The 22439-nt window shown below is 59.3% G+C and carries 22 protein-coding genes and 4 pseudogenes; 11 read left to right on the forward strand and 15 right to left on the reverse strand.

Annotation, left to right across the window (positions count from 1 at the left end):
* Positions 1-5: 5 nt before the first annotated feature.
* From C7450_RS30535 to C7450_RS30560, 6 genes are all read right to left on the reverse strand, one after another.
* Complete coding sequence (locus tag C7450_RS30535; protein ID WP_110378273.1) at positions 6-932, reverse strand: HNH endonuclease; 927 nt, start codon at positions 930-932, stop codon at positions 6-8.
* Positions 933-1008: 76 nt separating this feature from the next.
* Positions 1009-2250 carry a His-Xaa-Ser system-associated MauG-like protein gene (locus C7450_RS30540; protein WP_210206585.1) on the reverse strand — a complete coding sequence of 414 codons (1242 nt, stop codon included), beginning with the start codon at positions 2248-2250 and terminating at the stop codon, positions 1009-1011.
* Complete coding sequence (locus C7450_RS30545) at positions 2234-2629, reverse strand: TIGR03982 family His-Xaa-Ser system protein (RefSeq protein WP_245450251.1); 396 nt, start codon at positions 2627-2629, stop codon at positions 2234-2236. The genes C7450_RS30540 and C7450_RS30545 overlap by 17 nt, the downstream gene beginning before the upstream one ends.
* Positions 2604-3185, reverse strand: a complete 582-nt coding sequence (gene hxsA, locus C7450_RS30550) for a His-Xaa-Ser repeat protein HxsA (protein WP_110378275.1) — start codon at positions 3183-3185, stop codon at positions 2604-2606. Before hxsA ends, C7450_RS30545 begins: the two co-directional genes overlap by 26 nt.
* Positions 3182-4267 carry a His-Xaa-Ser system radical SAM maturase HxsC gene (gene hxsC, locus C7450_RS30555; protein WP_425351269.1) on the reverse strand — a complete coding sequence of 362 codons (1086 nt, stop codon included), beginning with the start codon at positions 4265-4267 and terminating at the stop codon, positions 3182-3184. Before hxsC ends, hxsA begins: the two co-directional genes overlap by 4 nt.
* Positions 4268-4272: 5 nt before the next feature.
* Positions 4273-5271, reverse strand: a complete 999-nt coding sequence (locus C7450_RS30560) for a His-Xaa-Ser system radical SAM maturase HxsB (RefSeq protein WP_170147530.1) — start codon at positions 5269-5271, stop codon at positions 4273-4275.
* A gap of 11 nt (positions 5272-5282) precedes the next feature.
* Between C7450_RS30560 and C7450_RS30565 the strand changes: the two genes are divergently transcribed.
* From C7450_RS30565 to C7450_RS30580, 4 genes and pseudogenes are all read left to right on the forward strand, one after another.
* The gene (locus C7450_RS30565; RefSeq protein WP_342588567.1) at positions 5283-5648 is read left to right on the forward strand and encodes a nucleotide-binding domain-containing protein; all 366 of its coding nucleotides are present in this window, start codon (positions 5283-5285) and stop codon (positions 5646-5648) included.
* Between the two features lie 51 nt (positions 5649-5699).
* The gene (locus tag C7450_RS30570) at positions 5700-6017 is read left to right on the forward strand and encodes an SMODS domain-containing nucleotidyltransferase (RefSeq protein WP_245450255.1); all 318 of its coding nucleotides are present in this window, start codon (positions 5700-5702) and stop codon (positions 6015-6017) included.
* 252 nt (positions 6018-6269) lie between these two features.
* A pseudogene (locus tag C7450_RS30575) lies at positions 6270-6905 on the forward strand (transposase); the annotation flags it as partial.
* A gap of 663 nt (positions 6906-7568) precedes the next feature.
* Positions 7569-8552 (forward strand): flavin reductase, encoded by a 984-nt coding sequence (locus C7450_RS30580; protein ID WP_110378278.1) that lies wholly within the window; start codon positions 7569-7571, stop codon positions 8550-8552.
* A gap of 321 nt (positions 8553-8873) precedes the next feature.
* Here C7450_RS30580 and C7450_RS30585 read toward each other — a convergent pair whose 3' ends face one another.
* Positions 8874-9659, reverse strand: coding sequence for an IS5 family transposase (locus C7450_RS30585; protein WP_245450257.1), 786 nt, complete (start codon positions 9657-9659; stop codon positions 8874-8876).
* A 147-nt stretch (positions 9660-9806) separates the two neighbouring features.
* Between C7450_RS30585 and C7450_RS30590 the strand changes: the two are divergent.
* Positions 9807-10122: pseudogene (locus C7450_RS30590) on the forward strand (transposase); the annotation flags it as partial.
* A gap of 141 nt (positions 10123-10263) precedes the next feature.
* On the opposite strand, the gene C7450_RS30595 reads toward C7450_RS30590, so the two are convergent.
* The 3 genes from C7450_RS30595 to C7450_RS30610 all read right to left on the reverse strand — a co-directional run bounded on the left by C7450_RS30595 (position 10264) and on the right by C7450_RS30610 (position 14694).
* Complete coding sequence (locus tag C7450_RS30595; protein ID WP_110378279.1) at positions 10264-11220, reverse strand: electron transfer flavoprotein subunit alpha/FixB family protein; 957 nt, start codon at positions 11218-11220, stop codon at positions 10264-10266.
* On the reverse strand, positions 11220-11969 hold the full coding sequence (locus tag C7450_RS30600) for an electron transfer flavoprotein subunit beta/FixA family protein (RefSeq protein ID WP_110378280.1): 750 nt from the start codon (positions 11967-11969) through the stop codon (positions 11220-11222). Before C7450_RS30600 ends, C7450_RS30595 begins: the two co-directional genes overlap by 1 nt.
* A gap of 343 nt (positions 11970-12312) precedes the next feature.
* A complete protein-coding gene (locus C7450_RS30610) occupies positions 12313-14694 on the reverse strand; it encodes an FAD-dependent oxidoreductase (RefSeq protein WP_170147532.1) in 2382 nt (793 codons plus the stop codon).
* A 348-nt stretch (positions 14695-15042) separates the two neighbouring features.
* Here C7450_RS30610 and C7450_RS34965 point away from each other — a divergent pair, with 348 nt between their 5' ends.
* Both C7450_RS34965 and C7450_RS30620 read left to right on the forward strand, forming a co-directional pair.
* Positions 15043-15171, forward strand: a complete 129-nt coding sequence (locus tag C7450_RS34965) for a hypothetical protein (RefSeq protein WP_281064296.1) — start codon at positions 15043-15045, stop codon at positions 15169-15171.
* Between the two features lie 186 nt (positions 15172-15357).
* Positions 15358-15810, forward strand: a complete 453-nt coding sequence (locus C7450_RS30620) for an ATP-binding protein (protein ID WP_281064293.1) — start codon at positions 15358-15360, stop codon at positions 15808-15810.
* A gap of 470 nt (positions 15811-16280) precedes the next feature.
* Here C7450_RS30620 and C7450_RS30625 read toward each other — a convergent pair.
* The 3 genes and pseudogenes from C7450_RS30625 to C7450_RS35245 all read right to left on the reverse strand — a co-directional run.
* Positions 16281-16424 (reverse strand): annotated as a pseudogene (locus tag C7450_RS30625) (ATP-binding protein); the annotation flags it as partial.
* 382 nt (positions 16425-16806) lie between these two features.
* Positions 16807-17523 carry a GntR family transcriptional regulator gene (locus tag C7450_RS30630; RefSeq protein WP_210206586.1) on the reverse strand — a complete coding sequence of 239 codons (717 nt, stop codon included), beginning with the start codon at positions 17521-17523 and terminating at the stop codon, positions 16807-16809.
* A 607-nt stretch (positions 17524-18130) separates the two neighbouring features.
* A pseudogene (locus tag C7450_RS35245) lies at positions 18131-18241 on the reverse strand (2Fe-2S iron-sulfur cluster-binding protein); the annotation flags it as partial.
* A gap of 291 nt (positions 18242-18532) precedes the next feature.
* Between C7450_RS35245 and C7450_RS35250 the strand changes: the two are divergent.
* Positions 18533-18697 carry a hypothetical protein gene (locus C7450_RS35250; RefSeq protein ID WP_425351270.1) on the forward strand — a complete coding sequence of 55 codons (165 nt, stop codon included), beginning with the start codon at positions 18533-18535 and terminating at the stop codon, positions 18695-18697.
* 235 nt (positions 18698-18932) lie between these two features.
* Here C7450_RS35250 and C7450_RS35255 read toward each other — a convergent pair whose 3' ends face one another.
* Positions 18933-19310 (reverse strand): FAD-dependent oxidoreductase, encoded by a 378-nt coding sequence (locus C7450_RS35255; protein WP_110378288.1) that lies wholly within the window; start codon positions 19308-19310, stop codon positions 18933-18935.
* A 346-nt stretch (positions 19311-19656) separates the two neighbouring features.
* Here C7450_RS35255 and C7450_RS30650 point away from each other — a divergent pair, with 346 nt between their 5' ends.
* From C7450_RS30650 to C7450_RS34205, 3 genes are all read left to right on the forward strand, one after another.
* The gene (locus C7450_RS30650) at positions 19657-21018 is read left to right on the forward strand and encodes an LLM class flavin-dependent oxidoreductase (protein ID WP_110378289.1); all 1362 of its coding nucleotides are present in this window, start codon (positions 19657-19659) and stop codon (positions 21016-21018) included.
* Between the two features lie 250 nt (positions 21019-21268).
* Entirely contained in the window at positions 21269-21676 is a 408-nt protein-coding gene (locus C7450_RS30655; RefSeq protein WP_281064295.1) for a GntR family transcriptional regulator, read from the forward strand.
* Between the two features lie 33 nt (positions 21677-21709).
* On the forward strand, positions 21710-21865 hold the full coding sequence (locus C7450_RS34205; RefSeq protein ID WP_170147534.1) for a hypothetical protein: 156 nt from the start codon (positions 21710-21712) through the stop codon (positions 21863-21865).
* Between the two features lie 42 nt (positions 21866-21907).
* On the opposite strand, the gene C7450_RS30660 is transcribed toward C7450_RS34205, so the two are convergent.
* Positions 21908-22432 (reverse strand): flavin reductase family protein, encoded by a 525-nt coding sequence (locus C7450_RS30660; protein WP_110378290.1) that lies wholly within the window; start codon positions 22430-22432, stop codon positions 21908-21910.
* Between the last annotated feature and the right edge of the window lie 7 nt (positions 22433-22439).

The following is a 22439-nucleotide window of genomic DNA, read 5'->3' on the forward strand; positions in this document are numbered from 1 at the left end:
CGGATTCATCCTAGATATCTGTTCTGCCGGTGCCATTCGAGAGCCTCGTTGGATGGCAGGGCCTCCTGGTGGCGCGGCAACCGCATCGGTGTCCCATGCAGGTCATAATAGTGCCGGCCATTGTCAAAGTCTGCCTTGAGGCGGCGACTGACCTCAAAGCGCCTATCGGGGCCGATCGTTACATAGCCAAGGTCGAATAGGCGGTGGATGTCCGTTCTCAGGAGCAAGCCATTGGACGGCGTGTGTTCACCGCCAGCATCGTAGGCTCGAATATGCGCGGCATCGAGAATGGGTAGCGTTTTCTCGCCGGAAATTGCGCAGCGTCGCTCATAGCTGTCCGTCACGCTGAGGCGGAATGCGCCTTGCCCCAGCCGTGGCTTGATAAGGGTGGGTCGCCCGTATCGCTCGGCAGAATCCGAAGCAGCGGAGCTGGCGTCACCGTACAGCCTGTCAGCCACCGCATCCCAGAGATAGCGCCCGTCTCTTTCCTCGACACCGAAGCCCTTGCCGGTCACGATGTTGGGCGACCAGCTCTCTGGAATCGGAAGCCAAAGGTCTCTTGGCCAGAAGAAGGGCTGGGTAAGAATTCGACACCCGATGACTGGATCCTGCCGCTCATCCAAGATAGCGGGATCACGGCGGTAGTGCGCAATGCGCGCCCGCATTTCGGCGCGATCTGCAACGCCATTCTTCAGTCCAAATGCATCCCAAGCCAGCGAAAGCGGCACGAGGGAGGCATGGCTAAATACGCCGCCGCCGACGATGAAATTGTTGGGTGCATGGAGCTTGAAAAGGAACAGCTCACCGGGCTGCAGCGCTTTGAACGTCGTTGTTCCGCTAGGTTGCCAGAAGTTCACCTCATCATGCGGCGGCGACGCGCCAAGCATGTCGAACCAGGCCTTGTCCGTAACTGCGACAAACAGACGAACCACCGCCTTCCCCTTCCGCTCGCTACGGAGCCCTACAAGGAGCGGAAAATCGAAATCTATGCCGCGCTGCCTGCATTCTTTACTCGCCTTCCTTTATTGCGGCATCGCTCGCGAACTCTAGCGTCGATAGAAATGCGACAAGGTTCGCGATCTCCTCGTCACTGAGGTGAATCCCGAATAGCGGCTCCGTCGCCCATCGCCGCAGTTGCTCATAAAAATTGGCGCGCTGCGCATCGTTCGCGAGCGAGCCTACGTATTCGTACAGGGGGTCTGTGTGCGCTCGAATCGCAGCTTCAAGCGTGAAAACGGACCCGGAGTGTGAATAGGGGGCGGTTTTGGTCACGTTGTAGAGCGGCGGCGTTCTGAACTTGTAAAGATCATCTACGTCGAGCGTGACATTGTATCTCCCGTAGTCGGTGCCGAAGCCGTTCTTGCCAAATCCGACCTGCGGGAACGGTACCGCATGGAATTCCATATTCGTAAAATAGGGGCCATTGTGGCATGTCGAGCACCGCGCCTTGCCGTAGAACAAAAGCCCTCCGGCGATCTCGGCATTCGAAAGGGACCCGCCCGAAAACACGAACTGGTGGAAACGCGTTGCCTTCAGCCTGAAGTTGTCGCGGATGAACGCAGCCAGGGCTTGCGCCACGTGCAAGAAGCGGATTTTTTCTCTCTCAACTCCCATTGCACCGGAAAGTTTTGGACCGATATCGGCATCATTGCTCAGGCGTTCTGCCAGGAGTGTGAATACTTCGGTGGCGGATTCGACGCTCTCTCCCTGGAGCTTTTCATTGCCTGCGCTATTCAGAACCATCTCGCCGATCTCGACCGGCGGAAGGTGAACCGCAACTGTCAGCGGATCGTCGGAAGGCTCTCCACCCGCAAACTGGCTGTGTACGCCATCAGCGGTCGCCTCCACACGACCGTCCCAGAAAAAGACATCAAAACCCTTGCCGCCCCGGCCCCAGAGCGGCAGGACATTTCGAGGAATAATATCGCCGCCACCGAGCAAGCGTTCTATCCCTTGGCCGCGGCCCTCCGTGCCGATCGCGTTCGGCAAGCCATCTGCTGATCCAAAGCGGTCAATGTGACAGGAAGCACAGGCGACCTCATGCTCCAGCGACAGCTTTCTCGTCTCAAAAATCAGCTTGCCGACGGCAGCCACTTCCGGCGCAACCGCGCGCTGCGTTTCTTCCGCGGGCATAAGACCCGCGTCGATTGCCGCCTTACGGAGGACTGTCTCCCGCAAACCCTCAGCCTGAGACGCGTCTGACAACAAAAGGCCAACGGTGAGGAGGATTGCGCTAGTAGCGTATTTCATGAATGCGCACGACTTCCTGGAGGGTGCTGGCGCGTTCTTCGATCGCGACAAGCGCCATTTCGCTCAATTCATTGTCTGAAAGCCCCCAGCGGATAAGCCGCTTGCGCATCAGATCGTAGTCCTGGCAGTCCAAGAGGGCGATCTCCGCCGCCTTCAAATTTTGAACGGTGGCATCAGAGGGACTTTGGCTAACGGTTTGCTTGGCGATCATGTGATCGCGCATCGCCTGATCGCATTTGTAGGTCAGCTCCGAGAATTTCGGCTGCGCAAGCTGGATCACGACAGCCTTCCAGACCGGAGCCGCCGCGATTGCCGTCAGCATGCCCAAAGCGAAAGTTGCTACCGGGAGAAGGTTAGCGCGCCACGATGCCCAACGCATCCAAAACCTCCGGAGTAACGGTTCCCGTAACCTTCAGCCCGTAGTCTGCCTGCATCTTCGACAACGCGGCCTTTGATTCCGGGCCTATGATGCCGTCTATTTCCCCGGTGTAGTAGCCGTAGGCAAACAGAGCGAGTTGGACCTCCTCAACAATGCGGCGGAACTTTTCGGTGTTACCCGGTAATGTCTTCGGGGCAGCTGCCGGTGGGCTGGGCAGTATGGACGACGGGGGCGTGCTGCTTCGATTTCGCGAGTCGGGAACAGCGCGCGGAGCAGGCGCGGCCGGCGGTGGGGTGTAGAGCCGCGATGGCGGTCTGTATTGCCGGGTGGAATACCCGCCGCCCGACGAGGACCGGTGGCTCGAGTGGGAACGATGGCTTGAATGCGAGCGATGCGCCGCAAGCGTATAGAGATGATCCAGCCGAAATCTTTGAAACAGAGATGGCGACCGGTCCTTCAGCGGCTCGATGGCCGGCCCGGGAGGTTGTGCATCAGCCTTTGCGGGGAAGAACCCTGCAGTAATCAACGATGGGATAAGGAATAGTGCTCGCTTCATATGGCGCCCGCCCGCATGAACCCCTTGTTGGAATCATACCATTCAAAGAACCCGCCACAAATCCTCCTGAGTGAGCATTCATCGCAAAACGAAAGGTATTTCCGTTTCCAGTCCGAGATCGTGGACGGTGCAAAGGATCGATAGGCGGAAGGAACGGTACAAAGGGGGAAGTTATAGAGAGAAGCATCGATGCCGCGCGCCGCCGCGATATTTATTGCCCGGCTGATCGGAGTGAAGGAGACGCTACTGTCGAAGAATAATCGATCCCAATTCTTTCGACCGTAGCCAATAGGCTCCAGCTGCATGATTGCCCAGGTGGAGCAATAAGGAAGGTTGGTCGCGATGAAATGCGCGAGCTCGGGGAGATCTTGAGCATTTGTTGTCATGACCACTGTGCGAAGCTCAATGGCGGCTCCCGCCTTCAGGAGCAGCGTAAAACCAGCCATCAGGGCGTCGAAAGCGCCGGCTTTGCCAACGATCTCGTCGTGAACGACGGCGTCTGGCGCGTAAAGCGGAATACCCCACAGGATCTGATCGTGCGGCAATGACCGCATGGTTTCCAAATCGGCATTGTTGAAATGCTGGCCGTTGCTGAGAATATGAAAGCGAAGGTCGGGCCGCTCCTCGTGGACGACGCGGAGAAAGCGAAACAACTGTTGCTTATAGAGCGTTGGCTCGCCGCCGGAGAGGCCAACAGTTGCGCCACGGGGAGCGAGTTTGGCCGCTTGCTCGAAGAGCGGGAATAGGTCGACGTGATGTCGTTTAGGTGGCTGGGAACACATTGCGCAAAGCTGGTCGCAGCGCTCCGTGACCAGAAAAGTATTGTGGTTCGATCCCGCGCGTATTAGCCGATGCGCAATGTTTTGCTGTGGCAACAAGAGAACGACATCGCCATCGAGCCGCTCATTATCCGGAGCATCGATGCGCAACGAAAATCCCTGGAAATCATAGTCTCGAAGGCTGCCTTCGCGACCGATGAGATAGGCTTGATTGTCCGCCCATTCATTTGGCGGGGCGGCGCTGTCGCGCAGACGCACCACGGCCGGCTCGACGATTGGCGGAATCTCTGCCTTGAGACGCATCGGTATCATCGATGCACCGGCGCCAGCGCCGGATCGAATTCGGGGATGCCAAGCCACAGCGCCAATGATTTTTTCACGGCGCTATCGGCGCTATAGAGCAGTTCAAATATTTTCCCGAAAACAAAGGTGTGCCGGCGACAGAAACTCGTCTCGTGTTTCGGCAGATCGATGCGACCATATCGGGACAAATCATCGACGACATCGACGCCGCAATAGGCCTGGTAAGGGCAGTGCATGCAGTCTTCGTGAAAGTTGTTCGCGGCGTTTTCATTCAGGATGGCCAACTTCGATTGATCGAGCCCATCAAAGACGTTGCCGATTGACAGGTCGATCTGACGAACACGGGTCACCATGCGCGCTTCGTCGGTGGGATAGAAGGTGCCGTCGAAATCGACGACCAGATAGTCGGCGCCGAGAGTATTCGGGTTGCGCAGGTCGACATGGCCGTGGTGGCCCGGTCGCAGGACACGCCTCAGACAGTGGACGAAGTAGTATTCCTCAACATGCTGGGGAGCCGTTTGATTGTACGCAATCATCGCATCGATGAACCTGTCGTAATAGAGGTTCCAAGCGACATCATCGCCGTGTCCGTAGCGTTTTCTGGCAAAACCTTGATAGTTCACCGGCCTCAGATAGATCGACCGAATGCCGAACTCGGCAAATGTGCGAATGATCTTTTCGGGCGCTGGCGCATTGCCTGGATCAATGGTTGGCAGTGCCGAAACCTTTTCCGGCCCAAAGGCTTCGATGGCGCGCGCCAGGTTGTGTAGAAAGGCGTCGGTTCGTGCCGCATCAAAGGTGCGCTGGCGCGTATGTGTGGCTCGATCGCCATCAAGCGACGTGCTCATAAATGTGTCCGGCGCGGACAGGAAGGTCCATGCCTCGTCCGAAACGTGCTGGAGGTTTGTGCAGACGACGAATTCAGCCTTCTCGAAGCGATCGCGACAAAAAGCGCGAACCACTTCAAGAAGGTCCACGCGTAGCAGCGGCTCTTCAAGCCCCACGCTGGCAACCTGTGGAACATGTTTCCCGCAACGTCCAAGTATCTGCCGAATACGCTCGTCAGAGGACGGGTAGAGCCCACCCAATCAATTCTGGAGAGGCGCTGCCGCCGCGCGGAGGCTTGTGGTTCAACGTGAGGGTCAACAAGTTCCAGATGGTGCCAGATGATTGCTATGTCCGATGGCGCATCACCAATACCGGCGCAGTTGCCATGGCGCTCAAGAAAGGGCGGGGCGGTTTCGAGTGCCCCACTGAAGGCAATCGTCGCTGGGAAGAGTTGGAATATCGCGGCGTTCACATGGCCGAGGCATTCATCATCCGTAGAGGCGATGATCGTCTGGTTGGCTTCAGCGAACCGTTCTACGTGGTGATCAGATAGATCGATGGGGACGCTGATGGCAACAATCGAAACGGTGGGCTACTGCAAGTCATGGTAAGAACAATTGCGGATGCGTTTCGTGTCCTGCGCAGCAAGCTTGAAATCACAGACCTGCAGGAGCAGACGGTTGCGAGCCGCCAGCAAGCAATCCGCGAGGTTCTGGAGCGCGATTTCCTCATCAAGGACACGTTTCTCACGGGATCATACCGCCGCAGCACCATGATCAGGCCACTGAAAGAGGCTGACGTCGATATCTTCATTGTCCTGGATGTGAAGTATTATCGCGAGGATGGAAAGAAGGCCCTGCTCGAGAGCTGTCGCTTGGCAGTTAATTATGAGATTCGCTTGTCAACGATTTCAGTCGGTTAGCTGTGCACTTAATTTGAGAACGCGCACTTAATTTGATAATCAAGCCGGGCCATTGGCATTTAATCTGAGAAGCAGTATCAGCAACGCAACGGCATCGAATTTGCCGAAACGGCGCAAGAAATTCAAAGGATTCATGGCCGTCACGCTGATTCGATTGCAGTTAAATTGAGAATCTGCGTTACCCGATTCTCGCAATTAACTGCCAAACCTAATCGAAACGACCGCATTCTCACGATTAGCTGCCAAGCGACAGGTGCTGTTTTGGCCACCCTCGGCGCGGGCGACTATAACCCACTCCTGCAAAATCGACGGCGTCGCTTGGCTGAGCTGCGAACCGGCCTCGGCGAACCGCTTCCGCCACACGCCCATGGCAAAATTGAGCGCTTGCTTGCCAGGCTCGAATTGGTGCTCAGCCAGATTGCAGAACTCGAGCGGGAACGCGATGCTGTAGCGGAGAGCAAAGCTCCCGATCGGGCCGGCAGGATGATCCAGCAGCTTACCAGCCTGCGTGGCATCGGCGTGCAGAGCGCAACAGTGCTGGTGCGGGAGGCCTTCGTGCGCGGTTTCGCCAACGGCAAAGCGCTGGGTGCCTACGCAGGCTTGGCGTCGACACCATATAGCAGCGGTGGAATCGACCGCGAACAAGGCATCGGCAAGGCCGGCAATCGACGACTCAGAACAGTGATGGTCGAACTGGCCTGGCTATGGCAACGCTACCAGCCGAGCACCGCACATGCGGCATGGTTCCGCAAACGCGTCGGCGCGACCGGTCGACGTATCCGCAAGGTGATGGTGGTGGCCCTTGCGCGGAAGTTGCTGATCGCGTTGTGGCGGTTCGTCAGCGATGGTGTTGTGCCCGAAGGCGCGGTCATGAAGCCTGCTGCCTAGCGCCATCAGATCGGTAGCCCGCTGCGAGCAGGCGCTACCCTGCAATCCGAGGGAACGTCGCCGTTGTCCGGCGTGGCGCTATGACGCCGTCTTCACAGAGTGGTGCCGTTCTCTTGGAGCTCTCCCGTCCCGAATGAGGGACAGTGGTCGGGAAATATTCCCGCCGGATGTGAGGTTCGCAGGAAATCTGCGGGAACGAGAGCGCCACCTCGAATTGCAGAAGAAAAGTCCTTGACGGAGGAATCATCATGTGAGGCCGGACATATGACTGCACCGTCCGACGGATTTTGCGCAAAGAATACCTTGCCAACAGGGCCGTTCCACATATGAGGAAGAACTCAATTAAGTGCCAAGCGACAACATAATCGTAGATAAGGTACTCGCCGCTGCCGATGCTCTGAGGCCCGTCGGGCTCAATAAGATGAAGGCACTCCTGCGCTGTGGGATGGGACCCTGCCAAGGACGCTTCTGGAGGCAGACCGTCGCCGAGGTTACAGCCAGGAGATGTCGACTATTTCTCCGTACCGGCACCGCTTTCCGGTCAAGCCGCTGACGGACGGCGGCCTGGCCTCGGGCCCGTACTCCGAGGCGGAAAGAAAGGGGTTGTGCGGGACTGGATTAAAGTGTATTCAGCAATGAATTCAGATTCGAGGTGTTCAGGCGATGGCTGACAAGACACGATTGATCGTCGAGGGCGGAGACCCCGCCGCCGATCCCAAGGCGTTTCGGCGTGCGCTTGGTAGCTTTCCGACCGGGGTTTCCATCATTACTACGCCGGGCTTGGACGCGCCAGCCGGGGTCACCGCGAATTCCTTCGCTTCGGTATCCCTCGATCCGCCTCTGGTACTCTGGTCGATCGCGCACACCTCGCGCAGCCATGCGGCGTTCCGGCAGAGCGCGCATTTCGCAATAAACATTCTCGCCGACGATCAGGTGGGCGTCTCGCAGGCTTTCGCCAGCGCCAGCTACGACAAGTTCAGCCTGGTGGACTGGCACAGGGGCGGGACGGGATCGCCGCTGATCGACAATGCGCTGGCCTATTTCGATTGCGTCTGCGAGGCTCGGCACGAGGGCGGCGACCACACCATCATGATAGGCCGCGTCATCGAGTTCGGGCGCTCCGAGGGAAGCCCGCTGGCTTTTTCGCAAGGGCGGTACGGGATTACTTTAGACCACCCCGAAGTGGCAGCGAAGGCGCGAGACCGAAAGTTTGAAGAACCTGGCCTCGACGAATTGCCGTTCTTGAGCCTGATCGCAAAAGCCCACTATAAGGAAGACGCCGATTTGGAGGAGCGGCGGTCGGCGGCGCGCTACACCCAGGTCGGAAGCAAAGTGCTCGCCGGCCTCTATCAGTCGGCGCCTCTGACGGCGGACGAACTCGCCAGGCGCATGTATCTCGACCGCCGCGAAGTCGACGACTCCTTGAACGAGTTCCTGGCAGACGGCCACGTTGCAATCTTTGATGGTCACCGTTTCGCGCTGACAGAATCCGGAAAACAGCGTCGCCGTCAGATGATCGAATACTTGTCGCGCTACCAGGACGAACAGCTGGCGGATATCAACCCCGCCGATCTCATCGTCGCCACGCGCGTGCTGAAAGCGTTTCTCACCGGCCCCCATCAGGGAAAGCCCGACCTGCACATCTAGCTACAATACCGTTCTTTGAGAAGCCTCCCAGCCCCTATCGGGTCCACCTCTTGTTCCAAAGCGACATAGCAGTCGGTTATCGGGTAAGTGGTTCTGGTGTTCATGACGATCCTCCGCAGCCAAACTCCGCGGAAGATCGAAATCCGGCCTCCGGGGAGAACGCGCTCCCCGAGTGAGTTCCTCCGAGCCCAGACCCAGTGGGCGGGTGTCCGGTGAAATGAGGGGCACTCCACCACCCACTATGACCGTTATTTTGCTGTGCAAAGCCTTTGTCGGCAGGCGCTGTCTCGCGTGCTTCGCAGATTAATGGCGGCTAATTTCCTAGCGTTCGTGGACAAAGGGTATCCATAGTTTGACTGCGGCGATGGCGACGAAGCCGAGATAGGATTCCTTGGTCTTGTCGTAGCGCGTTGCGATGCGCCGACAATTCTTGAGCTTGTTGAAGAGGCGCTCGATCTGATTTCGCCATTTGTATTTGGCTTTGTCGTGTGGGATCGGATCGCGCCTGTTGCTCTTTGACGGGATGACAGCCTCGACGTTGGCGCTGGCGATCTCTTCGCGAATGGCGTCGGCGTCATAGCCCTTGTCGGCGAGGAATGCCTCGATCCGGTCGGAGACCATCCGGAACAATGGCGCAAAGCCCTGGGTGTCGTGCGTTTGCCCGGGTGTCAGAACGAAGCCGAGCGGGCGGCCTTTTCGCATCACAGCCGGCATGGAGCTTGGAGGTGAAGCCGCCGCGCGATCGGCCAAGCGCCTCGGCCTCCTGAGTCCCCTTTTTATGCCGACCGCACAATGATGGGCCCGGACAACGGTGCTATCGATCATGTCGGCGCTTCGATCCCGCTCGACCAGTTCAGCCAGCGTTTCGAGCATCGCCTCGAACCCGCCGGTCTCGACCCATCGTCGGTAACGGCGGAAGTCGCTGTTCCATTTGCCGTATTCGTCAGGCAGATGTCGCCATTGCGCGCCCGTGCGCGCCATCCACATCATGCCCTCGAAATAACGTCGATTGTCATGAGCAGGGCGGCATCCGCGCCCCCGTTCAGCAGGAAGAAGCGGACCGATCAGCGCCCATTCCTCGTCCGTCAAACCAATCCGTTCGCCCAAGGCTGCCTCCAAATGGAAGCCTTGAATCAAAACCGGATTCCTCAGTCAACCCTTGTCCATGAGCGCTAGCTTGAGTGCGGGGGGTTGGCCTGCTGCCGGTTTCGTGGACACCGAGACAAGGTGTTTTGACGGAACTGGAGAGTGGGAATACGAAGAAGGAAGTTCAGCCGCAAGCTCAAGCTTGAGGCGGTGAGGCTGGTGAAGGGCGTTGCGGTGGCGCAGGCAGCCCGTGATCTGGATCTGCACCAGAACGTGCTGCGCAAATAAATTCGGGAACTCGGCGCCGATCCGCAGCGTGCGTTCTACCGGCCTACGGACAGATGAAGCCGGAGCAGCTTGAGATTGACCGGCTGCGCAAGGAAGTCGCGAAGCTGAAGGCGGAGCGCGACATCCTAAAGAAGGCCGCAGCCTTCTTCGCGAGGGAAGCGATATGAGATTCGCCTTCATTGCGCACCGGAGCCTTACTCATCACCATCCGCGGCAAGATTGCCGCTTGCGCGAAACGCGTCGTGCCGGCCTTCTGCAGAAGGTCGGCATGACGCACGAACGGCAAAGTGAAACCGCCAACATTGAGGGGGTTAGTTCTTCATGTCGCCAAAGGGGGTCAATCCCCGGAGTCGCTTGACAGGAATGTCAGTTGCTTCTCCAACTCAGGGAGGGCCTGGTAGAGATCGGCGACGAGGCCGTAGTCGGCGACTTGGAAGATGGGGGCCTCCTCGTCCTTGTTGATGGCGACGATGATCTTGGAGTCCTTCATGCCGGCGAGATGCTGGATCGCGCCGGAGATGCCGACTGCAATGTAGAGCTGCGGCGCCACCACTTTGCCGGTCTGCCCCACCTGCCAGTCGTTCGGCGCGTAGCCGGCATCGACCGCCGCGCGCGAGGCGCCAATGGCCGCGCCCAGCTTGTCCGCAACCGGCTCGATATATTTGGTGAAGTTCTCGCGGCTCTGCATGGCGCGGCCGCCGGAGATGATGATCTTGGCCGAAGCGAGCTCAGGCCGCTCGCTCTTGGAGAGCTCCTCGCCGACAAAGCTCGAGATAGCCGGCGCCTCCGCCACCTTCGCCTCCTCGATTGGCGCATTGCCGCCCTCGCCTGTCGCTGGGAAGGCGGCAGTGCGCACTGTAACCACCTTCTTCTTATCCTTCGACTTCACCGTCTGAATGGCGTTACCGGCATAGATTGTCCGCTCAAAGGTGTCGGGCCCGTCGACCTTGAGGATGTCGGAGATCTGCATAACGTCAAGGAGCGCGGCGACGCGGGGCATGAAGTTCTTGCCCGAGGTGGTCGCCGCCGCGATGATCGCGTCATACGGTTCGGCGAGCGACAAGATGAGCGCGGCAAGCGGCTCGGCGAGCGCATGCTCGTAAGCGGCATCGTCGACAACGAGGACCTTGCCGACGCCGTCGAGCTTGGCGGCCGCTTCGGCCGCCGGCTGGCAGTCCATGCCCGCAACGAGGATATGCACGTTGCCGCCCATCGCCTTCGCGGCCGTGAGCGTCTTATTGGTCGCGTCCTTGAGCGTCGTGTTGTCGTGCTCGGCAATCAAAAGCGTGGTCATCAGAAGACTCCGGCTTCGTTCTTGAGTTTACCGACAAGATCGGCGACGCACGCAACCTTTACCCCCGCCTGCCGCTTCGGCGGTTCCGTGGTCTTGACCACTTCAAGGCGCGGCGCGACATCGACGCCGTAATCGCCCGGCACCTTCTCGTCGACCGGCTTCTTCTTCGCCTTCATGATGTTCGGCAGCGACGCATAACGCGGCTCGTTGAGGCGCAGATCGGTGGTGACGATCGCCGGCTTGTTGAGCTTCACCGTCTGTAAGCCCCCGTCAACCTCTCGGGTGACCAGGAACGCACTGTCCTCGACGGCGATCTTCGAGGCAAAGGTGCCCTGTGGCCAGCCGAGCAATGCCGCCAGCATCTGTCCGGTCTGGTTGCAATCGTCGTCAATCGCCTGCTTGCCCAGTATCACAAGGCCCGGTTGCACCGCCTCGACCACACCCTTAAGGATCTTCGCCACTGCAAGCGGTTCTACCGCGCTCTCGACCTTTACCAGGATCCCGCGGTCGGCGCCCATGGCGAGCGCGGTGCGGATCGTCTCCTGCGCCTGCTGCGGCCCGATCGAGACGATCACCACGTCGCTCGCCTTGCCGGCCTCCTTCAGGCGCAAAGCTTCCTCGACCGCGATCTCGTCAAACGGGTTCATCGACATCTTCACATTCGAAAGCTCAACCCCCGAACCGTCCGACTTCACCCGGACCTTCACATTGGAATCCACCACCCGCTTCACGGGCACGAGCACTTTCATCAAAATACTAACTCCCGTTCCGATACGAAAACTCGCTTACAACCAGTTGTTCTAGCGTTAGCGGCGAGATCTTTAGCCACCAATCAACGTTGCCGAAGGCAGCTGTGTGGCGTCAAAATTCGGAATCATCCGTTATGCCTTAGAGTCTGCGTCGAAACTCATGATGGAGGAGCTAAGCGCCGCGTGAGCGGCGTCACGGTGCGGCGTAAATGAAAGCTTTGGCTTCCAAATAGGCTTTGACAACCGCCTGGCACCCGCCACGAAGCCCCGGCTATTGATCCCCACGTTGACACGCGTCGACAATACGAACATGTCCGGACGGAGCATTGTCATGATCTCCTCTTCAGCTACTGACACGCAGGCTCTCTGGATCATGCGGGGTACGCTCCAGAATACTTACGGGTAGTCTGTTGCCTCGCACCAAGCAGTTGATCGTCTTGCCACCCCGCACCAAATCATCCTTCACGGATGCAAACGCGATGCCCGAACCTACGGACGGCCCATAGGTCGACGAATGGACGAATCCAACCACGTCATTGCCGTCGAACAAGAGATCGCCAATTTCGGGGGGAGATCCATCGAGATCGAACGATATGTGGACGAGGCGATAGGGCACGGGCCGTGCCGTATCAAGGATCGCGCGGCGACCAATGAAGCCTTCCTTACTCGGATCGACGAAGCGGCTGAGGCCAGCTGAAGTTGCTGTCTGACTTGTGTTGAAGTCTGCGCCCCAGATTGGCCACCCGGCCTCGAGCCGCAGGGTGTCGTACGCCTTAAATCCAAAATCAACTATTTGGAATTCCTCGCCCGCGGCCGCAAGCGCTTCGTAGATACCTATCTGATATTCGAGAGGGTGGTGAAGCTCCCATCCAAGCTCGCCGACCATATTGAAGCGCAATGCGCGCGCGCGACCGAACGCAATATCGATATCTGCAACCGTCAACCAAGGGAAATCGTCATTGGACAATTTCGCTTCGCTCACTTTGGCGAGCACTTCGCGGGCTCTTGGCCCTGACAACAGCAGCGCTCCATAGCGACCGGTGACATTCTCAAGCTGTACGCTTCCGTCCCTCGGTAATTGTTCATTCATCCAAGAGTAATGGTGCAGCTCCGCTTGCGGAGCAGCAGTCAAATAGAAGCGATTAGGCTCAACGCGCGCGATTGTCGTGAAGCACATCACTTGACCGCGCTCATTCAGCATGGGTGTGGAAACAATACTCCCGACGGCGGGGAGACGACGGGCGCAGAGCCGATCAAGAAAGGTACTGGCGGCCGGTCCAGATACTTCATACTTCGCAAGCGCCGTGAGATCGAGAATGCCAACGCTTTTGCGCACATCTAGTGCTTCGGCGCGCGCCTCCTCGACGCCGTTTGAACGCGCATTGCCTCGCGAGAACCACATAGGCGTTTCCCACCCAAGCTGGGCTGAGAAATGCGCCCCTTTAGCCTTGAGGCGATCGTAAAGCGCGCTAGCCCGCGCAGGCCGACCCGCTAACCGTTCCCCTGAGAGATCAACAGTTCCGAAGACATGCGCTTCGCTCAGCATGGCGCGAATAAACCGCTTGTTGGCGTAGCAGCCGAAGCGACTCGCATACAGCATAGAGACGTCGACGCTCGGACTGCCTTCGATCAGCCATTCGGCGGCGACATGCCCCAGTGCGGCTGCCTGGCTAATGCCGTTGGCGAATCCCGCCGATATGTGAACGTTTCGCAGTCCAGGTATGGGACCAATCAGGCCCTGCAAATCGGGGGTTCGACTCGTTGGACCACAGATCTCGGTCTTAATCCCAACCCGGCCGAGCGCAGGAACGCGCGCCATTGCGGATTCGAGACTATGAGCGCCCCGTTCGAGATCCACCGGAAAAAGCTCTTGACCAAAGTCGTCAGGAATTCCGTCGAGGAAGCAGTACGGTGTATGCGGCTCGTGCACGCCAATGAGCAAACCATTACGCTCCTGGCGAACATAGAACGGGACCGCGAAGTCGCGCAGCATCGGCACCTTGCGATCAAGTTGCCTGAGCTCCGGCACCTCATCGGTGACAAGGTATTGACGTTCGGTCGGCACAATTGGAATGTGTGCACCCGCCATGCGCGCAACGACCGGCGACCAAAAGCCAGCGGCAATCACCACGTACTCGGTGATGATATCGCCTTTGTCAGTGCCGACCTTCCATTCCCCATTCAACTGCTCGGTAAGACCAGTAACTTTGGTATGACGATAGATCTCCGCGCCCTTGGCGCGCGATGCGCGAGCGAAAGCGTGGGTCGTCATGCTCGGATCAAGCACCCCCTCGTCAGGTACGTAGGCTGCGCCAAGAATACCGTCGAGTTCCATCAGGGGATGCAGCTTCTTAATCTCGTCCGGCCCGATCATGTGATAATCAATGCCGACCGCTCGGGCGCTTTCCGTGCGGCTCGCATATCGCTCAAGCAGATCATTTGTTTTTGCGATCAGGATTGATCCCGTGCGGGTCCAACCGAGATGCTCGCCCGTCTCGTTCTCCATTTCGCGATAGAGCTTATAAGCGAGCACATTGAACTGGTTGACGGCTCGATTACCGTCAGCAAGAGAGACGTTTCCAGCAGCGTGCCAAGTCGTTCCCGCGGTGAGGTCCATGCGCTCGATCAGCACCACATCCGTCCAACCGTTCTTGGCCAAGTAGTAGAGGATGCTACAACCGATGACACCTCCGCCGATCACGACGACACGGGCATGACTCTTCATCTGGATACTCCCAATCATTTTGAAGACTCTTCGCCGGCGGCGAGAAGAACAGTTGCATACGCGGACATGCCGACGCGCACCCGCCCAAGCAGCGTCAGGAATTCACCCTGCAAAAAATTGACAGATCGACATCTGCAAGCGTGCTCGCGCGAGAGCCTGTATAGGCCTTAGCACCGCGATCAAGCCGAATGATCGACTCGACCCCTTGGCAAGAAAGTGATCTACCCAACCGACAGCTCCTTGTACGCGCCTTCGACCGGCCACTGGCGGGAGAATGGCAGAAGTGCCGCTCGACCGCAATACAAAAGTGTAGACAGCACGACACACAAACAAATCGGCAGGCCTTTTATGTCGCTGCCGCGTGGCCGCGTCGCCTCCTGCAACAATCGCCGGGCAATCGGCGCCGCATCGAGCGTCTCCCAGCGTCTGCTGCCGGGGCAGACCCTCGACAGCTTCGAGTTCGAGGCCGTGCGATGATCTCCAAGGCGCAGGTCATGGCCATCACCGACGGCGACGGCTGGCTCGAAAAGGGCGCCAACCTTCCGGGGGAGAGCCATCTCTCCGCAGCTGCGCGCCAGAATGCTTGCTGGCGGCTGCTTTCGGGTGACGACTGGCGCGTCTGCCGGACCGTCGGGCCTGTTCCTTCGTGGTGCCGATCGCAAGATGATCCGCTACCAGTCGGGCAGTCCGGCGAAGACCGAACTGCGCTGTCGGCTAGGCTCGACCATTCTGTGCTCTATGCGCGTTCCACGGCTGTTCGAGGATCTGTCGCTCGCCCGTTTCGATGGCCGCTTTCCCCGCCTCTTCGACAAGCTCACCCGCGAGCAACTGCTCATTCTCAACGACTTCGGAACCCACAGCCTCACCGACCAGCAGCGCTTCCAGCTGTTCGAAATCGTCGAGAAACCGCTATCGGGGCAATCCACCCTGATCACTGCCCAATTCCCGGTGGCCAAGTGGCATGACCTGATCGCAGACCCCACTGTCGCCGACGCCATTCTCGACCGGGTCGTTCACAATGCACACCGCAGCGCACTTCAGGGCGACAGCATGCGAAAGAAAAAAGCAGCGCCCCTCTTGACCGGCAGCGAAAACGGCGAAATCAATCACCAATGACGACAATCAGGCACACGAGGACCATCGCCGCCAAGCTGTCCGCAACTTAGTGAAACTACTGTCCGCGACTTAGCGGAATCCCTGTCCGGCTTTTGCAAAATACGCAGTTCGTCCTGCTGCGGCGGGAGGGCTACCCGTCGGGGATCAACCTCTTCCGAGAGGAAGGGACGCTTCGCAAGCGCCGGGCCCGGCGACGAGCGGTTGGCACGCGAGCGAAAATGTTGGGTGGATCGCGGTAGACGTTCGACGAGCCGCCGAACATCGAAAGTGCGGCCCTCCCTCTCCCTTCTCCTCAGGAATGCTGCGCGAATGCGCGCCGTATCGGGCGCGCACGAAGGGCAAGACGGAGAGCGGCGTCGTGAAGAAGAACGCGATTGCGGGGCATTCTTTCACGAGCTGGGCGGCCTTCGAGACGGATCTCGCCCGGTAGGATTGCCGATTGCGCCGTGCCATGCCGACATGGGCAATTAGCTGGTGATGATGGTTGAACGACGCCCGTAGCGATCCTTGAGGAATTCGAGGAGGTCATGACAGGCTTGGTCGTCGAGCGGCTCCAGGCCCCAATCGTCGAGGATCAGCAGTTGCACACTGCCGTGCTTGCGCAGCAGGCGGGATAGCGACCACACGGCGCGATCAGGAACAACGTCCCGGCCGCGCTCATGAAATCGGCCCACGCAGCCATCCCGTGTTGCTGATCAAGGCCGGACTCTAGCGCCAGCCGAGAGCGCATTGGGGAGCGGTCCATCCGCCGGCAGGGTAACCTATAGGCGAGGACAAATCGGGGAGCACGTTACTCAGGCAGCCGGCTATGCCCCCCCGAGGAAGTCGACCCTGCTCTAGATGCCATTGAACGCATTCGCCGCCGCAACTTTCCTCAAAACGGTAGACTACCATCGGCGGAATGGGTGATCATCGAGATTGCGTCAGAGCCCTGTTTCAATGCTGTTGACAGTGGGCACGCGATGCCTCGCTGCGCAGCCAACTGCTTCGTTGCGATCACTCTGCAGCAATCGTAGGGTCATCCTCACCGATACTACTGATTTCGTTCGCCCCTGCGAATATCTCGCCATAGCCGATTTTGATGATTTCAACGATCTGTTGATAGCGGCGGCGTATATGACTTTCCATCAACCGGCCAGCCTCATCTGGGGCCCGTGAAGCGATAGCGCGCGCAATTGCAATGTGTTCCTCGCGCGAATTGCGCCGCGTACGCCTATCGATCCAACGCGCAAAATGAATCCGATTATTCACGCCGCGCAACACGTTGACGAGTTCCGGATTGCCGGTCAACTCCGCAATCTTAATGTGGAAGGTCTCATCTTGACGGAGCAATTCAAGTTCATTGTCCAGCTCTTCCTCCGCAGACACCATTTGCATTAAGCCTTCCAGAGCCTCATCGCTTGCTCGTTCTGCTGCCAGTCTGCTGGATTGGATCTCTAGTGAACAGCGCAAATCGTAGAGGTGATATACCTCCTCGGGGTCCAGAGACCGGCGGAAGAAACCGAGGTTGGGCTTCACCACAAGGAATCCCTCCGCCACCAGCCGATTAAGGGCTTCCCTCAACGGAGTGCGGCTGACGTTCAGTTTCGCCGCAAGTTCTACCTCATTGATTCGTTCACCTGGCTTCAAGGCATAAGTGATCGCCATCTGTTGGACACGATCATAAACTCGGCTAGCGGATCGGACCAGTTGTTGCTTAGCTTCAGTTTTCAAGCGTTCCTCGCAACCTGCTAATTAGGAATCAGAACGGCATAGGGAATTGTAGGATATCCAGTGGATCGCTTTGTGTACAGATGGAGGAGATTAATCTTTTGGCAATGACCTGATATGGTGGACGGCCTCCGCTCCCGGAATCGCAATGTGCCAAAGTGTGGCTGTCGAAAGTCACATGAGGGAGAACCGTCCATGGAAAGGGTTAGCCCAATCAGCCTGGATATCGCCTCACATTTCCGATTAGCGCATCGCCAGCGGCTCAGCAGGAGCTTCACTGTCACCGGCTTGCCCTGGACCGGCAGATCCTGGAGGCTACGGTTGACCAGCCTGCGCCGGCCGCCATGACGCAGGGCGGATCCCAGCCCTCGATCGGAAAGGGCCGCTCATGAGCGCCGGTCGCGACGATCTCCAGACCTTTCGTGTAGTCGCCGCCGAGGATCCGCCGCAATCGGGTCGAACTCCCTCCGACATTGCGATAGATTTGCCAGCCGGCTCCCTGCCCTCGTCGAGAAGCAAGATGGCTGCGCCAAATCGTGCAGCGGTAGGCGCCGTGGCGGCATCAGCCGGCCGGCGCCGATGACGACGACGTCGAAAACACCGTTCTCCGTCATCGCACAGGTTCCCGCCGCCCGGACTGCCGCTCCACAGCCATGCCTTCGCGAAGGAGGGTCGGGCAGGCCTGCCGGCTGTCGGTCCCGTCGATCACGACGAGGCAGTCGAAGCAGGCGCCGGATCATGCAGAAAGCGGAGCGTTCTGCGCCGCTGACGGGCGTCGTCCGCCAGACCCGCACGCCCGCCTATTAGTGCGGCGGCAACGCTGTCGCCTTCCCTGCCGACTCACTGCCTGGCTTCGGAGGTGAAGGTTATCTCCGCCGTCTTCCACTCAAGCTGCTCGAACATCGGACCTCGCAGTGTCGAAGGAGCTGGCAAGTCCTGAGAGGGCGGCCGTCGACGATCTGACGCGCAAGGGTGCGCACATGAGCCGCCGCCAGCGTGACGCCGCTGTGGCATGCGCAGGCGAAGGTTCCTGGGATTGGTGGAGGATTGCTGGTATATCGGCAGCCCGTCGGGCGACATGACCCGCAGAGCTGCCCAGCTGCGCACCACGGCGAGCCATGCGATCACCGGGAACGCCGCCACCGCCCGTGCCGCGGTCACGCCGCGGTCACGCTGAGGACTCCCGGGATGGTCGCGTCGTCGGTACCCTTTTCCTCGACGGAATCGCCCAGCATCACGCCGCCTTCATCCGTCTGGCGGATGGTCGAGATCGGCTGCGGCAGAAACGGAACAGCCTTTTCCGTGACGATGACTTGGCCTGTCTGCGGCCGGACGGGTATGTCCAGGTCGATCTGGGCGCCCAGCCGGCGGGTCTCGAGGCCGGCGGCGACGACGACCGTCTGCGCGGTCGTTCACTCGTCATCCGCCACGATCGCGAAGCCAGCGCCGTCGCGGCCAATCTTCGTGACAGGCGTACCTGGGAGATAGTTCCCGCCGAGCCTGCAGAAAGCGGCAATCAGGGCGTGGTAAGGCTGGAGTGAGTTTACGTTGCCGCCGCGTGGCAAAAAGCTGGCCCCCGCCATCGAAGGTCCGAGGGCAGGGAAAATCCTCCGCAACTCGTCCGCTGCCACCATCGGCACCGGGTTCGAGTGCATGCCGCTCCAGCACGGCCAGCCTTCGCGCGAACTCGCCCGCGTCGAAGTACCGATAGTAAGTTCGAGCCCAGACGTCCGAAAGCTCCTTTGCAAACCTCGTCCAAAAGCCGATGGACACCTGAGTCCAGCGAGCATAGGAGGGTGCGCCAACACTTTTGGCCTGGCCCACACGAGGGCGAAACTTCCGCGTGAGGCACGATAGGCGGAATCGTATCCGTCAAAGCGGACCCACCGAGAGTCCGAGGTTGAGGATGCCGTAGGCTATCGCCAGTCCTACAGTGCCGCCCCCACACGATCGCGACATCCTGTGCGCTTGCCTCGACGGCTCGCTGTACGAATAGCCTCGGGCACGCTCTCACTCACGCCGATCAACCTGTCTACACTTCTGAATTGCAATCAATATTCATTTGTTGCAGATCGTTCGGATCCGCTGTATGGCAATTGGTGTCAGACAGACATAAAGGGACAGGAGATCGCGAAGATGGGTGCGGACAAGCAGATGAATCTGGGATTCCTGTTCCAGATCTCAGGGGTCCATTATGGCGGTTGGCGCTACCCAAGCGCTCAACCAAAGCGCGCGGCGGACATCCGCTATTACGCCGAGGTTGTGCGCACGGCCGAGCGGGGTAAGCTCGACTTCTGCTTCCTGGCAGACAGCATCGCCGCCTACGAAGGCAGTGCCGAAAAGCAGGACCGCTCCAAAGAAGCGCTGATGGCGGCCGAGCCGAAGCGCCTTCTCGAGCCCTTCACGCTCCTGGCAGCGCTCGCGATGGTCACCGAGCACATCGGTCTGGTGACCACCGCGACGACGACCTACAATGAGCCTTATACGATCGCGCGCCTGTTTGCCTCGCTGGATCACATCAGCAATGGCCGCGCGGGATGGAATGTGGTCACATCGGCCAATCTCGCAGAGGCACATAATTTCGGGCGTGACAGCCATGTCGAACACGGAGACCGCTACGCCCGCGCGGAGGAATTCATCGACGTTGTCTTCAAGCTTTGGGACAGCATCGAGGATGGCGCCTACATTCGCGACAAGCTGGCGGGGCAATATGGGCTCAGCGACAAGATCCATTTCATCAATCACGTAGGAGAGCACTTCAAGGTGCGCGGCCCGCTTAACGTACCGCGCCCGCCGCAGGGTCATCCTGTCATCGTGCAGGCAGGCTCCTCCCAACCCGGCAAAGAGCTCGCCGCCCGCACGGCGGAAGTTGTCTTCACGGCGCAGCAGACCCTTGCCGACGGCAAGGCCTTCTATTCGGACGTTAAGGGGCGCATGGCCAAGTACGGCCGGTCGAGCGATAGCTTGAAGATCCTGCCTGGCGTGGTGGTCTACGTCGCAGAGACGGAATCTGAAGCGAAGGCGAAGTATGAGACGGTCAGCAATCTGGTTCCGCCTGATTTCGGCCTGTTCATGTTGTCGGACCTTCTGGGCGAGATCGACCTAAAACAGTTCGACATAGATGGGCCGCTGCCCGAGGACCTGCCCGAGGCGAAGGGATCACAGAGCCGACGCGACGTGATCATCAACCTGGCGCGGCGGGAGAACCTGACGATCCGTCAGCTGTACCAGCACATTTCCGGCGCGAGCGGCCACCGCAGCCTTTGGGGCACGCCGAAGCAGATAGCCGACCAGTTCGAGCAGTGGGTATATGAGGGAGCTGCGGATGGCTTCAACATCCTGCCTCCCTACCTGCCCGAAAGCATGACCGACTTCGTCAATTTCGTGGTGCCGGAACTTCAGCGCCGCGGCCTTTTTCGTACCGAGTACGAGGGCTCTACGCTGCGGGACCGTCTCGGCCTGGCGCGGCCGAAGAATTCTGTGGCGAAACCATCTTGAGCAGAGATAGCAGCCGAGACAGGCGAACCACCCTTGGGGGTGTATATCCCCAAGAAGCCGCTGCATAGGATGGTGTCGGCGACGAGGGGAGGCGAAGGCGCCCGGTGGCCCACAGCAATCATTCGCGAACTACAGGATCGACTGTAGAAGCGGCCCCGCCGTTCCATACGCCGGTGGTGACCAGCGCCGCGAGACTCTAAGACCGGCTCAAGGAAAAGGCGGTTTCCTATCATTTTAGGCGGGCGAACGGATCAACGAGGTCGAACTCGCGGCGCAGCTCAAAGTGAGCCGCACGCCGCTCAGTGAGGCTTTGAACCGTCTCGCCACCGAGGGATTTCTCACCACCACGGCAAACAAGGGCTTCTTCGCGCGTGTGCTGGAGGCGAACACTTTGTTCGACCTCTACGAACTGCGCGCCTTCCTGGAGCAGGCCGCCGCGCGCCTCGCCTGCCAGCGTGCTTCCGACGAAGAGATCGCCGCCCTGCGTGACTTTCTGCTGGAACAGGACGATAGCGAAGAAATCTCGGCTGGCGAGATGCTGAAATTGGACGAGGAGTTTCACCTCCGCCTCGTCGGCTTGTCGCAGAATGAGGAACTCCTGAAGACGGTGCGGTCAAACTCCGAACGGATTCGCTTCGCACGAGGGATCGACTTGTGAGCGCGCCGCCTGAGCCACGGACAGCATCTGTATATGACCACGCTTCTCACCGAGAGAAAGAAAGAGGAATGCGCCGCCTACGTGCTGGCTCATATCCAGAAGCATTTCGATCAGATTCGCGAGATCAATCGCGGCGCCGTTACGGAGATCTACACCCGCGACAGCGAGAGCTCTCGTAAGGCTCGCTGATGCTCAACGCGCTGGACCTGTCTTTCCAGCCTTTTCGGTCGATCACGCATCTTTGGATCGCTGAATGGCCATAACACCTAATCCGCCGCGGAAGAACACCAGCGGCGCGCCCCCCTTGCCTGTCCGCGATGCGACGACGCGGCCGACCAGAAGCTTGGCATGATCGAGCTCGACCACGCGTTCCACCACGCAATCGAAAACGCCGGCCGCGGTTGACAATGTTGGCGAACCGGTCGCCAGGGTCTCCCAATCGTCGGGCCGGAAGCGCTCCGCAGCCGATGCTCCCTTCTTCATGAAGGTCCGGGCGATCGCGTCGTCTCGGGACGAGAGGAAGTTGACGGCGAACGCTCCGGATCGACGGATCGGCCCAAAAGCCTTGTTTCCCGGGCCGAGTGCGGCCGAAAGAAGCGGCGGGTCGGCACTCACATGCGCCACGGAGAGGCCGACGAAACCGACAGGCTCATCCCCCGCAGCGGTCAGCACCGTAAAGCCGATCGGCCTTTCCCCCAACACTTCCCAGAAAGGCGCAATCTGCGCGCTCTTAGCTGCATGGTTCGGCTTCGTCATCGGTCGC

This window comes from Chelatococcus asaccharovorans (assembly GCF_003201475.1).
Classification (GTDB): domain Bacteria; phylum Pseudomonadota; class Alphaproteobacteria; order Rhizobiales; family Beijerinckiaceae; genus Chelatococcus; species Chelatococcus asaccharovorans.

What these genes read in the sequence shown, in the direction of transcription:
- C7450_RS35250 (WP_425351270.1), top strand. Translation starts at nt 18,533, where the DNA reads ATGCGCAGGCGAAGGTTCCTGGGATTGGTGGAGGATTGCTGGTATATC.
- C7450_RS30660 (WP_110378290.1), bottom strand. Translation starts at nt 22,432, where the DNA reads ATGACGAAGCCGAACCATGCAGCTAAGAGCGCGCAGATTGCGCCTTTC.
- C7450_RS35255 (WP_110378288.1), bottom strand. Translation starts at nt 19,310, where the DNA reads ATGCTCGCTGGACTCAGGTGTCCATCGGCTTTTGGACGAGGTTTGCAA.
- C7450_RS30545 (WP_245450251.1), bottom strand. Translation starts at nt 2,629, where the DNA reads ATGCGTTGGGCATCGTGGCGCGCTAACCTTCTCCCGGTAGCAACTTTC.
- hxsA (WP_110378275.1), bottom strand. Translation starts at nt 3,185, where the DNA reads ATGAAGCGAGCACTATTCCTTATCCCATCGTTGATTACTGCAGGGTTC.
- C7450_RS30610 (WP_170147532.1), bottom strand. Translation starts at nt 14,694, where the DNA reads ATGAAGAGTCATGCCCGTGTCGTCGTGATCGGCGGAGGTGTCATCGGT.
- C7450_RS34965 (WP_281064296.1), top strand. Translation starts at nt 15,043, where the DNA reads ATGTCGCTGCCGCGTGGCCGCGTCGCCTCCTGCAACAATCGCCGGGCA.
- C7450_RS30600 (WP_110378280.1), bottom strand. Translation starts at nt 11,969, where the DNA reads ATGAAAGTGCTCGTGCCCGTGAAGCGGGTGGTGGATTCCAATGTGAAG.
- C7450_RS30540 (WP_210206585.1), bottom strand. Translation starts at nt 2,250, where the DNA reads ATGAAATACGCTACTAGCGCAATCCTCCTCACCGTTGGCCTTTTGTTG.
- C7450_RS30620 (WP_281064293.1), top strand. Translation starts at nt 15,358, where the DNA reads ATGATCCGCTACCAGTCGGGCAGTCCGGCGAAGACCGAACTGCGCTGT.
- C7450_RS30595 (WP_110378279.1), bottom strand. Translation starts at nt 11,220, where the DNA reads ATGACCACGCTTTTGATTGCCGAGCACGACAACACGACGCTCAAGGAC.
- hxsC (WP_425351269.1), bottom strand. Translation starts at nt 4,267, where the DNA reads ATGCGTCTCAAGGCAGAGATTCCGCCAATCGTCGAGCCGGCCGTGGTG.
- C7450_RS30650 (WP_110378289.1), top strand. Translation starts at nt 19,657, where the DNA reads ATGGGTGCGGACAAGCAGATGAATCTGGGATTCCTGTTCCAGATCTCA.
- C7450_RS30580 (WP_110378278.1), top strand. Translation starts at nt 7,569, where the DNA reads ATGGCTGACAAGACACGATTGATCGTCGAGGGCGGAGACCCCGCCGCC.
- C7450_RS30570 (WP_245450255.1), top strand. Translation starts at nt 5,700, where the DNA reads ATGGTAAGAACAATTGCGGATGCGTTTCGTGTCCTGCGCAGCAAGCTT.
- C7450_RS34205 (WP_170147534.1), top strand. Translation starts at nt 21,710, where the DNA reads ATGACCACGCTTCTCACCGAGAGAAAGAAAGAGGAATGCGCCGCCTAC.